Origin of the sequence: Alteribacter aurantiacus DSM 18675 (assembly GCF_000429705.1) — a bacterium.
In the GTDB taxonomy this organism is placed as follows: Bacteria; Bacillota; Bacilli; order Bacillales; family Salisediminibacteriaceae; genus Alteribacter; species Alteribacter aurantiacus.
In genome coordinates this window covers 11,969-24,487 of the sequence record NZ_AUCJ01000012.1, presented here as the reverse complement: position 1 = coordinate 24,487, position 12,519 = coordinate 11,969, and the positions used below count along the sequence as shown (strand labels likewise).

The window sequence follows — 12,519 nt, the reverse complement described above, 5'->3', positions numbered from 1 at the left end:
AACGTGCATGATCATCGCAGAGTCAACTTCGAGAGACTCGCTTCTGAGTATGCTGAAGAACAGGAAAGACTGAAAGATCAAAAGAGAAGAAGAAGAAAAGGACTCGTCCGCCGCATGTCCGTTTTTGGCGTCCTGATGTTTGCGATGTTCATTTTCACTGTCTTTACACTTTTCTCTCAACATAGTACGATTCAGGATCAGCAGCAAAAGCAAGGTGAGCTGGAAACCAACCTGGCTAATTTAGAGCAAGAGGAAAATGAGCTGAAAGAAGAGATAGAGTTACTGCAAGATTATGATTACATTGCAGAACTTGCAAGACGGGATTACTTTTTAACAAAACCGGGTGAAACCCTCTTTCAGTTGCCGCGATCTTCATCAGATTGACACAATTCCTCTCTCATCGGTATAATGTAACTATATGAATTTTTTCAACATACAAGGAGGAGCATTTTTTACATGTCGATTGAAGTAGGCAGCAAGCTGAAAGGGAAAGTCACTGGTATTACTAACTTTGGAGCGTTCGTTGAACTCCCAGGAGGCTCAACAGGTCTTGTCCACATCAGTGAAGTGGCAGATAACTATGTTAAAGACATCAATGAGCATCTCACTGTCGGTGACGAAGTAGAAGTGAAAGTGTTAAATGTGGAAAGTGACGGGAAAATCGGCTTATCGATCCGCAAGGCAGTAGACAAGCCGGTTGGACAAAGCTCCAGTTCCGGAAGACCAGGACCAGGTTCAGGTTCAGGATCGGGTTCAGGTTCAGGACGTCCACCTCGCCGTGGAGGAAGTGGTGGTCCGCGTCAACAAAGACCACGATCCATGTCTTTTGAAGACAAGATGAACCGTTTCCTAAAAGATAGTGAAGAACGTCTAACTTCTTTGAAGCGTCAGACAGAATCAAAGCGTGGGGGTCGTGGCACGAAACGCTAACTCTTGCTGCTAATTAAATATAATAGTGAAACACCTACACGAGTGTAGGTGTTTTTTTGTGTGGATGGGTGTAGGTGGGGTGGGAAAGTGATTGATAAATTGTGAAAGTGATGGATAACGAGGGGAAAGTGATTGATAAATTGTGAAAGTGATGGATAACGAGGGGAAAGTGATTGATAAATTGTGAAAGTGATGGATAACGCGATGAAAGTGATTGATAAAATCTAAAAGTGATGAATAACGAGAAAAAAGTGATTGATAAATCAAAACTCGCCATCCGGCCCCCCACCTACTACCCCGAAAACCGAATCAACCACCTCCCCCCGAACAATTAAAAAGATAAAAAAACCCTTTTTCAAGAAAAACAACCCTCTTTTTTTCTGCTAAAAAGAGAGAAAGATGAGAAGTGTACTTCAATCTCCACCAACTTTTGTCAGAATTTTCATTTTACTTAAAACTCCACAAAATCCATGGTGCGTATAGAAGCGAGGTCGATTTCAGTTCAATTGAGCAAATGACGGAGTGAATGTACAGCGTGGGGAAAAACCGAAAAAGAAGTGGATTTAGGAATGAAAGCCGTCGAACACTTTTTTTTGACACTTAGGTTCTTTTGACAAATTCTTCAGAAAATACATGTTTATAATGTTACCACTATATGGAACAGGTGGTGCTTACACATGTTAGGACGACTTACGTATCGTGCAACCAGCCAAACCTCGGCGATCCCAATACCAAATAAACCATTCTCCCGCCTTTCCAAGAGGATGGTAGCCTTTCTTGAAAAGCCGAGTGTAAAAGATGCAAAGAGAACGTTTTGGATTATATTAATCGGATTCTTGCTCGGACGAGCTGTAATTCTAATGCACTTACTACCATTTGTTGTTCCCTTCTTGGCTGTGATGCTTCATTGGCAAAAGTCGAAAGCGAAGTGGGCGCTTCTTGCTCTGTGGGCGGGAGCGGCAACGATCTCGATTACGTTTGCTGCCTATGCGATAGGAGCGACGATGACCTACTTAATTTTACACAGAATCATAACAGCCATGAGGCCACAGAGTAACTTGATTCCATTAACGGTTTTTATCACGGTGGCCACAGTGAGGTTTTCTACTATATCCATTCAAGAAGGCTTCTCTTCTTATGGCGCCATGATAGCAGGAGTAGAAGCGGGTCTTGCTCTTGTAGTAACCTTGATCTTTTTCCAAAGTATTCCCATCTTGTTTGAACGAAAGAACAAGATGTCTTTACGACACGAGGAAATTGTGAGTATTGTGATCTTCCTTGCTTCAGTCATGACGGGAACCGTCGGATGGCTTTTATATAATCTATCTGTTGAATTCATTATAGCGAGATACCTTGTTCTCGTATTCGCCTTCGTAGGTGGGGCAGCGATTGGATCCACCGTAGGGGTGGTAGTCGGGCTTATCTTGAGCCTTGCAAATGTGGCGAATTTGTTTCATATGAGCTTACTGGCCTTTTCCGGACTGCTCGGTGGACTTTTGAAAGAGGGTAAAAAAATCGGGGTGTGTATGGGGCTGCTAATTGGAACCGGATTGATGGGGATGTACGGTGACAATCAGAGTACCTTGAGTATCTCCATGATGGAAACGGGTGTTGCCATTGCGATCTTCCTTGTTACACCGAAGAAGTGGATCGAGCACATTGCGCGCTATATACCAGGAACGGCAGAGCATGCGGTGGAGCAACAGCAATACCTTAGAAAGATCCGTGATTTAACAGCGGGTAAAGTAGAGCAGTTCTCCCGGCTTTTTTACACGCTTTCAAATAGCTTTTCAGACGTAAGTGCAGAGGATCCTGGAAAAGAGCAGGGGCGTGACGTCGATCTTTTCCTCAGTAAAGTAACGGAAAAGACGTGTCAAACGTGTATGAAAAAACATCAATGTTGGACACGTAAGTTCTCGGAGACGTACAACATTATGGAACGCACGATGCAAGAGGTGGAGACCAATAATGACGTGCATGATCGGCGTCTCATGAGTGATCTCCATAATCATTGTATTAAGCACGACAAAGTGATTCGGGCTGTGAAAGATGAAATTGGCCAGATTCATGCCAACAAGCAGCTTCGCAAGCAAATTATCGAGAGCAGGAGGCTTGTGGCCGATCAGCTAAGAGGTGTGTCAAAGGTCATGGAGGACTTTGCAAAAGATATTCAACGAGAACAAAAGACCCATGAACTTCAAGAGGAACAAATCAGCCGATCCCTCACAAAAGCCGGCGTCGAAGTGGAGCAAGTGGAAGTGTACTCTCTCGATAATGGAAACGTGGATATCGAGATGATCATTTCTCATAACGAATATAACGAAGGAGAAAAGGTGATTGCACCACTCCTTTCCCATATATTGAAAGAAACCATTGTGGTTAAACATACGGAAAAGGCCTCCCTTGCAGGTGGAGCGGAGAGACTCGTGTTTGGTTCGGCCAAGCAATACGTTGTTTCAACAGGTGCATCACAAACGGCAAAAGGGGGCAAGTGGATTTCTGGGGACAGCTATTCAACGATGGAGCTTGGTGCGGGAAAATACGCTCTTGCCATCAGTGACGGGATGGGTAACGGGAAACGAGCGCACCTGGAAAGTAACGACACGATTGAGCTGTTAAAAAATATTTTGCGATCCGGGATTGAAGAAACGGTCGCCATCAAATCGATTAACTCTGTGTTAGCACTCAGGTCGGAAGAGGAGATGTTCTCGACTCTTGATCTGGTGATGATAGATATGCAAGATGCATCAGCTAAGTTCTTAAAGGTAGGATCCATTCCTAGTTTCTTAAAACGTGGAAGGCAGGTGAAGATGATTGAATCGGGTAATTTGCCAATTGGAATGATTACTGACGTGGAGGTGGATGTGGTTAATGAGCAATTAAAAAGCGGGGACCTTCTCATCATGATGAGTGACGGCATCTTTGATGGTCCTGCGAATATTGAAAACAGGGAGGTGTGGATGAAGCGCGTGATTAATGAAATGAAAACGAATGACCCTCAGGAAGTTGCTGATCTGCTGATGGAACGTGTCATTCGAGAAGGAGGAGGGATTCATGACGATATGACGGTGGTCGTAGCCCGAATTGACCACCATTTACCAAAATGGGCTACCATTCCGGTCGCCTTTGAAGAAAAGGCGTTCGCTAAATCATCCAGCTAAGGATGCGAGCCAACGGATGTTAAAGAAAAGCGGGTCTTTGATCAGATACAGGAGGTGAAATCTGCATGTCAAGGTACTATGAGCCAGGTTAGCGTGAGAAGGGCAATATAAACGAACAAAGAGAATCGACGAGAGAAACAGAGTCCGGAGAATCCCGGGGGTGGCCGGTGATTCAGGGTAACGAAACGTTTTGTGGCGATCTCTCTTTATTGGCAAATAATTAAATAGGCATTTATAAGTAGGATCATAATTCATAATTAATGCAAATCAAGACGACCACGAAAAGCAAACAGCATGGCCGCTAATGAGCGGAAAAACCTTCGGAGGTGGAAGAAATAATGGAAAAATCCAACATGTTTCTAACGTTACGAGAATGGTTGATTCGAGTGTTTGCTTTTAGGACGTATGCGGTGTTTGCCAACGTTAGCCCGGAGAAAAGATTACGAGTGTCGCTGGAGGGCAAAAAAGCCCTGTCGGTTTACCCCGGGTGGGTGAGTGCCATATCGGTGAAGGAAAATCTGTTAAACGTAAAAGGAAGGTTCAGTGACGTGATTGCCCCAGGCACGTACCGCCTTTTTGTGATATGGCCGGTAGGACCACCGAGAGAAATGGCAGCATTTGCGATAAGGATTATTCCTCTTCTTTATCTGGCGAGCATGATGGGGTAGTGGGAAGGCACAAGGAGACGTCCTTTTGTCAGCCTCTCAATCAGAAATGCTCCAGTGTAGGAAGTCTCTGGAAAGCGACTTCCGTTGCCGTCCTAAAACGTCTGACGGATCACGTTACTACTTCGGAAGTGATGTCTGGTTCCATCGGCTACGAGCTCGAGGTCACTTTGTCACGTCTGAAGAAGCCTGAAAAGCGGCTTCAATCAGCCGGTCCAAAGTGCTTGTACTTTCTTGAAATAATAAAAATGGATAAAAGTATAATATCAACTATGACTTTCGCCACCAATTGGCGATAAGTCAAGTTTCTTTAATCGCTCGTGAGCAAGCCGATTACACCTTTCTCATGTCCGGCTGCATCAAGCAGCTCCTCGGGGTCGTTTGATGCCGTCAAAGGAAGTCTGAGAAGCGACTTCCGTTGCCGTCCTAAAACGCCTGACGGAGCTAAGCGCTTGATTCCGCCTTTCGTTGTATATTCTCTTTCATTCTTGTAAATGATGATACTAGTTTTATCATTTGGAGGGGAAAGAGATGAAGAAAGGTACGCTTAGGCAGGTATTGTTGTTGACGGACGGTTGTTCAAACGCAGGGGGAGACCCTGTTGCCATTGCAGCTCTTATGAAAGAGCAAGGAATTACGGTAAATGTAATTGGTATTTTAGAAGAGTCTCAGCATGGTGAGCATGGATTAAATGAGGTGGAGCAGATCGCTTCGTCCGGTGGTGGCATTAGTCAAATCGTTTATGCGAAACAGCTCTCGCAGACGGTTCAGATGGTCACTCGAAAAGCGATGACGCAAACCATTCAAGGGGTGGTGAATAAGGAGCTTCAGCAAATTCTAGGTGAAGAGCATGAGTTGGAAGATTTGTCTCCGGCAAAAAGGGGACAGGTTGTGGAAGTGGTTGATGATCTTGGTGAAACGATGGACCTTGAAGTGCTCATATTAGTAGATACGAGTGCGAGCATGACCAAGAAGTTGCCGATGGTGCAAGAAGCATTGATTGATTTGAGCGTAAGTTTGCGGTCCCGAACAGGGGCTAATCAATTCTCCCTTTATTCGTTCCCGGGAAAACGACAAGATGTGGAGAAGAGATTAGGGTGGACCCCGCACTTGGACTCCCTTTCAGGTGTGTTTAAAAAGCTTACTCCAGGCGGATTGACACCGACAGGACCGGCACTTCAAGAAGCGCTTCATATCTTCTATAAGCGGATGGACAGAATTGAGGTCGAACGAGATGAGAGAACCGATCTCGAAGAAACAGGGATGTAAACTATATAATGATCAAAGATTGATCGGTAAGTGGCATAAAAACCAGTATCATATTATAAAGGAGCTGGGACGGGGGGCCACGGGTACTGTTTACCTCGCTGATACAAAGGCTGGCTTGGCTGCGCTTAAAGTGGGACAAGATGCCATGTCCATCACATCAGAAGTGAATGTATTAAAGCACTTTTCAAAGGTCCAAGGAGATCACCTTGGGCCTTCTCTCATCGATGTGGATGATGTTGAAACGACTAGCGGGACATATCCTTTCTATGTCATGGAGTATATAAAGGGGGAAGAAGTAATCCCTTTTTTAAGAAGCCGTGGTGGGGAATGGATTGGGATCACAATTATTCAGTTGCTTGGAGACCTTGATCGCCTTCACCTTGCAGGGTGGGCTTTTGGGGACTTGAAACCTGAAAATTTACTTATGACAGGACCACCGGTTAGGGTGCGGTGGTTTGATGTAGGTGGAACGACAAAGCTTGGTCGATCAATTAAAGAATATACGGAGTTTTTTGATCGAGGATACTGGGGGCTTGGGAGCCGCAAAGCAGAGCCTACGTACGACTTATTTGCAGTAGGTATGATTATGATTAACTGCGCTTATCCTTCTAGGCTAGAGAGGAAGGATAAGGACAATCTCAAGTACTTGCTTACTCAAGTTAGTCAAACATCCATGCTCACAGCGTATTCGAGCGTGATTAAAAAAGCCCTTACCGGAAGCTATCATGATGCGCTTCACATGAGAAAAGACCTAACAGAGCTCATCGGACACACGTCTTTTTCACCTGAAAAACACATGGTTAAGAAGAGGAGTCCGGTTATAAATAAAGAAAGTGCGACAGTCAATCGCAAATCTTATAAAAAGAGAGTCCGGCGCCAACAGAAGCGCTCATCTGGTATAGGTGAAACCGTCCTTGTAGCCTCTTTCCTTCTTCTTGCTTATGTTCTATACTTAGTTGGACAAATCATGTAGCAAAGAAGATCGTGCAAGGAGGCAAACCATGGGGAAATCGGATAAAGTCATGGACATATGCCTGTTAGCCGGTGAAATCATGCTCACGAACGGAGCTGAAACATACCGGGTAGAGGAGACGTTGGAACGGATGGCAAAAGCAGCATCTATGAAAAACGTGCACTGCTTTGCTACAACGACGGGAATCTTCCTTTCCTTTGAGGAAGAAGGAAAAGATGACCATATGCAGATGGTGCGTGTGGATGACAGACTTCAAGACTTGAACAAAGTGACTGAAGTGAATCAAGTATCAAGAGAATTCGTTTCGGGCGAACTTGATGTAGAAACGGCAGAGGCGAAGCTCGAGGATATCGCCAAAGCTTCGGTTCCATATCCGTTATGGCTCATTCATTTGAGCGCGGGAATTGCGGGAAGCGGCTTTTCATTTCTATTTGGCGGTGATTGGCCAGACCTGTTACCCGCCTTTATCGCTGCGATTTTAACGAGCATCACGGTCGTTGAGTTTGAGCGTTACTTAAAAGTCCGTTTTGCGGCTGAATTCATGGCGGCTTTTATCGGTGGTTCAGTTGCTATTGCTCTTGTTTTTTTCGGAGTGGGAGATAATATCAACCAAATTGTCATCGGATCATTGATGCCTCTTGTTCCAGGTGTTCCGTTAACGAACGCTGTAAGGGACTTGATGAGTGGTGATTTGGTTGCAGGAGTAAGTAGAGGTGCGGAAGCGCTTCTTACATCGTTGTCGATCGCAAGTGGTGTGGCATTTGCCATCTCCTTATTTCTCTGATGAAAGATAATGAAAAAATTGGGTTTTGAATTTTTTCATTATCTTTGACGAAAGGAGCGGGACGCATGTTTTTTATTGAATTAATTATTTGTTTTATTGCAACAGTGGGGTTCGGTGTGATCTTCAGTGTACCAAAGCGAGCGCTTTTATTAGGTGGAGGAATCGGAGTTGTTGCTTATACCGTGTTAAGTGGAGGCCTATATTTTGGCGCTTCACCTGTATTTTCAACGGCCATGGCATCCTTAACAGCAGCGTTAATCGCTCACTTTTTGGCAAGGTATGTGAGGATCCCTGTAACGACCCTTGCCATTCCTGGGATATTGCCACTCGTGCCGGGAAGTCGTGCTTACTTCACCATGCTTGCCTTTGTAGATGGTGAATATTTAACGGGGCTTGAGTATGGGGTTGAAACGATGTTAAGAGCCGGAGCGATCGCAGCCGGTCTTGTGTTTGCACTTGCTGTTTTTTCTTTTGGAAAGGGGATTGGTCACCGTTATGAAACGAGTCGTTGATCAATTTGTTTTGCGCCACCAATTACTTTTGCCAGAAAAGACCGTGCTTGTTGCTGTATCTGGTGGTCCTGATAGCATGGCTTTACTCCATTACGTAATGGAAAAGAAAGAGGAAATGGATCTTTGTGTGATTGCACTGCATGCCGAGCATGGACTGCGCGGGAAGGAATCCGAAAGTGACATGTCTTTTGTGATTGAACGATGCCGTAATTACGATATCGAGTGTGTAACAGAAAAGCTGGATGTGAAAGCTTACGTGCAGGAGTATGGCGCTTCTGTTCAAGAAGCGGCAAGAGTGTGCCGCTATGATTTCTTTGAACGAACGATGCGTGCACATGATGGTGATGTCCTTGCAATGGGACATCACGGGGACGATCAAATTGAAACGATGATTATGAGGCAAGTGCGAGGAGCGGGGGCCGGTTTAAAGGGGATACCTGTGAAACGTACATTTGCCGGGGGCTTTCTTGTGAGGCCATTTTTAAATGTAAGTAAAGAAAACATTTTGGCATATTGCAAAGAGCACAGACTTCCTTACCAAGTGGATTTGAGCAATGAGGAAGATAAATATACGAGAAACCGATTCAGAAAACGGATTCTTCCATTCTTTAAAGAAGAAAACCCAAATGTTCATGAACGGTTTCAAAGCCAAAGTGAATGGCTGCACGAAGATGAAGCGTTTTTAACCGATCTTGCAAAAGAGAGACTTTCCGATGTGATTTTAGAGCAAAATGAAAAGCAAATTAGATTATCGGTGAAAGGGTTTCTTGATTTGCCCATCCCTTTACAAAGGAGGGGCTTTCATCTAATATTAAACTATCTTTCCATAAAGGACGATCACGTACCATCGTTAAGTGTACATAAGAGAGCGTTTATGGACTTGCTTGTACAAGAACACCCTTCCGGTCACCTTGATTTGCCGGGGGATCTTTTTGTTGACCGATCGTATGATCATTGTCTGATCTCAACCGAAGCAATAACAGCGGATATTGATGAAGACATGTTGGAAAAACGATTGCCTGTACCTGGCATGGTTATGCTTAAAAAGGGTATGATAAAGGCGTCTGTTTCTCCATATAAACCGGATCACCGAAGAGGTTTATGGGTATTGCAGTGTAACCTGCTTGATTTGTGCTTGCCTTTGACAGTACGTTCAAGGAAGCCGGGGGACCGTGTGTTTCCAAAAGGAATGACCGGGAGCAAGAAGATGAAAGATATCTTCATTGATAAAAAAGTTCCTCGTCATCTCCGTGACACATGGCCTATTGTCACCGATGCAAAAGATCGAATTGTATGGGTGCCGGGACTAGTGCATACGGTTTACGGAAGTGCTACTTCAAACATTGGGGAAGTGCTTTATATGGAATGCGAGTTAGATGATGACCCTTTTAGGGAAGTCACATAAGTAAGCTTTTGTTACATAATGGTCGTTTGTTATATGGGAAAAGTTCGGATTATATTCTAGGAGGCTTAATCGTACATTATGAGAGATGATATTCAGTCAGTATTGATTTCAGAGGAAGAAATTCAGGAAAAGGTCGCAGAGCTAGGTAAACAGCTCACAGAAGAGTATGAAGGTCGCTTTCCATTGGTGGTTGGTGTACTAAAAGGGTCCCTTCCATTTATGGGGGATTTGATCAAACATATTGATACACATGTGGAACTCGATCTTATGGATGTTTCAAGTTATGGTAATGAAATGGTCTCTTCAGGGGAAGTTAAGATTGTAAAAGACCTAAACACATCTGTTGAAGGTCGCGATGTCCTGATCCTTGAAGATATTATCGATAGTGGGCTTACTTTAAGCTACTTAGTGGAACTGTTCCGATATCGTAAAGCAAAGACTGTCAAAATTGTAACCCTCCTCGACAAACCGGAAGGCCGTAAAGTGGACCTTGTCCCTGACGTAGCAGGGTTTACAGTCCCTGATGAGTTTGTTGTCGGATATGGCCTTGACTTTGCAGAGCGCTACCGCAACCTCCCATTTATCGGCATCTTGAAGCCGGAAATATACCAAGGTTAATTCATTGTGATGAAGGATGGTTGTATGGTACTATATTTTAAGTGTACTTGTACGCGGGAGGAGGTAAACAATGAATCGGATTTTTCGTAATACAATCTTCTATTTATTAATTTTCCTGGTCATTGTAGGAATTGTAAGCCTCTTTAATGGTGAGACTGACGGCACCGAAGAGATTACATTCAATGAATTCCAGGAGTACTTAGAAAATGGTCAAATAGAAAATGTCACTGCCCAGCCGGGTGGAGATGTATATATCCTGCGTGGGAATTTAGTCCCTGGTGCAACGGATGATGAAGAGGAGCCTGAAGAAGGAGCTTCCTTCATTGTAAATGTTCCTGATACACCAGAGATGATAGGTCAAGTTGTGACCTTGGTGAACCAAGCAGATTCAGTTTCTTTCCAAGAAGCTGAAGAACCAAGTGGATGGGTGACGGTGTTTACCGCAATCATTCCATTTATCATTATCTTTATCTTGTTCTTCTTCTTACTCAGCCAAGCCCAAGGTGGCGGAAGTCGTGTGATGAACTTCGGTAAGAGTAAGGCGAAGCTCTATAGTGAAGACAAAAAGAAAGCCCGCTTTAAAGATGTAGCCGGTGCAGAAGAGGAAAAGCAGGAGCTTGTCGAAGTCGTTGACTTCCTTAAAGACCCTCGCAAGTTCTCTGAGATCGGTGCAAGAATCCCGAAAGGTGTCCTGTTGGTAGGTCCTCCGGGTACGGGTAAGACGTTACTTGCACGAGCGGTTGCAGGAGAGGCCGGCGTGCCGTTCTTCTCAATCAGTGGTTCCGACTTCGTTGAGATGTTTGTCGGTGTCGGTGCATCCCGTGTACGTGACTTGTTTGAAAATGCAAAGAAAAACTCGCCATGTATCATCTTTATTGATGAAATTGATGCAGTTGGTCGTCGTCGTGGTGCCGGTCTTGGTGGCGGACACGATGAGCGTGAACAAACACTTAACCAATTACTAGTAGAAATGGACGGTTTCGGTGCGAATGAAGGAATTATCCTCATCGCTGCAACAAACCGTGCTGATATTCTTGACCCAGCCCTTCTACGTCCAGGACGTTTTGACCGTCAAATTATGGTAGGTCGTCCCGACGTGATCGGACGTGAGCAAGTCCTTGAGGTTCATGCGAAGAACAAGCCATTGGCTGACGACGTTAACCTTAAGACCATTGCCCATCGTACCCCAGGCTTCTCTGGTGCAGATTTAGAGAACCTTCTTAACGAGGCAGCCCTTGTTGCTGCTCGTACAGACAAAAACAAGATCGACATGGAATCGGTTGAAGAAGCGATTGACCGCGTCATTGCGGGCCCTTCGAAGAAAAGCCGTGTTATTTCCCAGAAAGAACGAGGCATTGTTGCCCACCACGAAGCCGGTCATACGGTGGTAGGGGTGAAGCTCGAGAGTGCAGACATGGTTCACAAAGTAACCATCGTACCTCGTGGTCAAGCTGGCGGATACGCAATGATGCTTCCAAAAGAAGACCGTTATTTCATGACAAAGCCTGAGCTTCTTGATAAGATCGTAGGCCTTCTTGGTGGACGTGTAGCCGAGGAAGTGATGTTCGGTGAAGTAAGTACCGGAGCACACAATGATTTCCAGCGGGCCACTGGCATTGCTCGTAAAATGGTTACGGAATATGGAATGAGTGAAAAGCTCGGACCACTACAATTCGGTCAGCCACAAGGAGAAGTCTTCCTAGGCAAAGACATTAACAATGAGCCGAACTACAGTGACGCCATTGCTCATGAAATCGATATGGAAATTCAGCGTATCATTAAAGAGTCGTATGAACGCTGTCGTCAAATCTTGGTTGAACACAAGGATAAGCTTGAACTTGTTGCTCAAATGCTTCTTGAATATGAGACGCTTGATGCAGAACAAATTAAGTCCCTTGTTGAAGATGGAAAAATGCCTGAAGGGCATCACATGTCCAATAAACTTAACGGTGAATCAGATGATGAGCCAAAAGTGAATATCCAGAGTAAAAAAGGTACAGACAACGAAGCAACAGAGGAAAGTAACGAGGAGAAACCTCGCAGAAGCTACCTTGACGACCAAGTTGAAAAACCTTTTGATGATGATAATAAAGACAAAGATAACAAATAATGTTCTTTAAGGGGGTGTCCTGAAAGGTGAACGAATAACCTTTCAGGGGACCCTTTTCGTCTGCATAAACCTTTTGAAAGGTGGAAGCCTGA

Annotated in this window: 11 protein-coding genes; all 11 read left to right on the top strand. The window is 44.6% G+C overall.

What is annotated here, in order from left to right; all coding sequences use genetic code 11:
• The first annotated feature begins 3 nt into the window (after positions 1–3).
• The 11 genes from G476_RS0102330 to ftsH all read left to right on the top strand — a co-directional run bounded on the left by G476_RS0102330 (position 4) and on the right by ftsH (position 12,427).
• Positions 4–384: an FtsB family cell division protein gene (locus tag G476_RS0102330; RefSeq protein WP_026688683.1), complete on the top strand. Its 381-nt coding sequence runs from the start codon at positions 4–6 to the stop codon at positions 382–384.
• Positions 385–456: 72 nt separating this feature from the next.
• Positions 457–930 (top strand): S1 domain-containing RNA-binding protein, encoded by a 474-nt coding sequence (locus G476_RS0102325; RefSeq protein ID WP_026688682.1) that lies wholly within the window; start codon positions 457–459, stop codon positions 928–930.
• A 677-nt stretch (positions 931–1,607) separates the two neighbouring features.
• On the top strand, positions 1,608–4,091 hold the full coding sequence (spoIIE, locus tag G476_RS21110; RefSeq protein ID WP_051314621.1) for a stage II sporulation protein E: 2,484 nt from the start codon (positions 1,608–1,610) through the stop codon (positions 4,089–4,091).
• Between the two features lie 338 nt (positions 4,092–4,429).
• Positions 4,430–4,759, top strand: a complete 330-nt coding sequence (locus G476_RS0102310; protein ID WP_026688681.1) for a hypothetical protein — start codon at positions 4,430–4,432, stop codon at positions 4,757–4,759.
• Between the two features lie 528 nt (positions 4,760–5,287).
• Positions 5,288–6,025, top strand: a complete 738-nt coding sequence (locus G476_RS0102305; RefSeq protein WP_026688680.1) for a vWA domain-containing protein — start codon at positions 5,288–5,290, stop codon at positions 6,023–6,025.
• The gene (locus G476_RS0102300; RefSeq protein ID WP_026688679.1) at positions 5,991–6,998 is read left to right on the top strand and encodes a protein kinase domain-containing protein; all 1,008 of its coding nucleotides are present in this window, start codon (positions 5,991–5,993) and stop codon (positions 6,996–6,998) included. Before G476_RS0102305 ends, G476_RS0102300 begins: the two co-directional genes overlap by 35 nt.
• 28 nt (positions 6,999–7,026) lie before the next feature.
• Complete coding sequence (locus G476_RS0102295; protein WP_026688678.1) at positions 7,027–7,782, top strand: threonine/serine exporter family protein; 756 nt, start codon at positions 7,027–7,029, stop codon at positions 7,780–7,782.
• 65 nt (positions 7,783–7,847) lie between these two features.
• Entirely contained in the window at positions 7,848–8,294 is a 447-nt protein-coding gene (locus G476_RS0102290; protein ID WP_026688677.1) for a threonine/serine exporter family protein, read from the top strand.
• Positions 8,278–9,699, top strand: a complete 1,422-nt coding sequence (gene tilS / locus G476_RS0102285; protein ID WP_026688676.1) for a tRNA lysidine(34) synthetase TilS — start codon at positions 8,278–8,280, stop codon at positions 9,697–9,699. Before G476_RS0102290 ends, tilS begins: the two co-directional genes overlap by 17 nt.
• A gap of 78 nt (positions 9,700–9,777) precedes the next feature.
• Entirely contained in the window at positions 9,778–10,317 is a 540-nt protein-coding gene (gene hpt / locus G476_RS0102280) for a hypoxanthine phosphoribosyltransferase (RefSeq protein WP_026688675.1), read from the top strand.
• A gap of 70 nt (positions 10,318–10,387) precedes the next feature.
• Entirely contained in the window at positions 10,388–12,427 is a 2,040-nt protein-coding gene (gene ftsH / locus G476_RS0102275) for an ATP-dependent zinc metalloprotease FtsH (protein ID WP_026688674.1), read from the top strand.
• Positions 12,428–12,519: the final 92 nt, after the last annotated feature.

Excerpts from the sequence above, each read along its gene's own strand:
- spoIIE (WP_051314621.1), top strand. The coding sequence starts at position 1,608 with ATGTTAGGACGACTTACGTATCGTGCAACCAGCCAAACCTCGGCGATC.
- G476_RS0102310 (WP_026688681.1), top strand. The coding sequence starts at position 4,430 with ATGGAAAAATCCAACATGTTTCTAACGTTACGAGAATGGTTGATTCGA.
- G476_RS0102290 (WP_026688677.1), top strand. The coding sequence starts at position 7,848 with ATGTTTTTTATTGAATTAATTATTTGTTTTATTGCAACAGTGGGGTTC.
- G476_RS0102325 (WP_026688682.1), top strand. The coding sequence starts at position 457 with ATGTCGATTGAAGTAGGCAGCAAGCTGAAAGGGAAAGTCACTGGTATT.
- G476_RS0102300 (WP_026688679.1), top strand. The coding sequence starts at position 5,991 with ATGAGAGAACCGATCTCGAAGAAACAGGGATGTAAACTATATAATGAT.
- G476_RS0102295 (WP_026688678.1), top strand. The coding sequence starts at position 7,027 with ATGGGGAAATCGGATAAAGTCATGGACATATGCCTGTTAGCCGGTGAA.
- ftsH (WP_026688674.1), top strand. The coding sequence starts at position 10,388 with ATGAATCGGATTTTTCGTAATACAATCTTCTATTTATTAATTTTCCTG.
- hpt (WP_026688675.1), top strand. The coding sequence starts at position 9,778 with ATGAGAGATGATATTCAGTCAGTATTGATTTCAGAGGAAGAAATTCAG.
- G476_RS0102305 (WP_026688680.1), top strand. The coding sequence starts at position 5,288 with ATGAAGAAAGGTACGCTTAGGCAGGTATTGTTGTTGACGGACGGTTGT.
- tilS (WP_026688676.1), top strand. The coding sequence starts at position 8,278 with ATGAAACGAGTCGTTGATCAATTTGTTTTGCGCCACCAATTACTTTTG.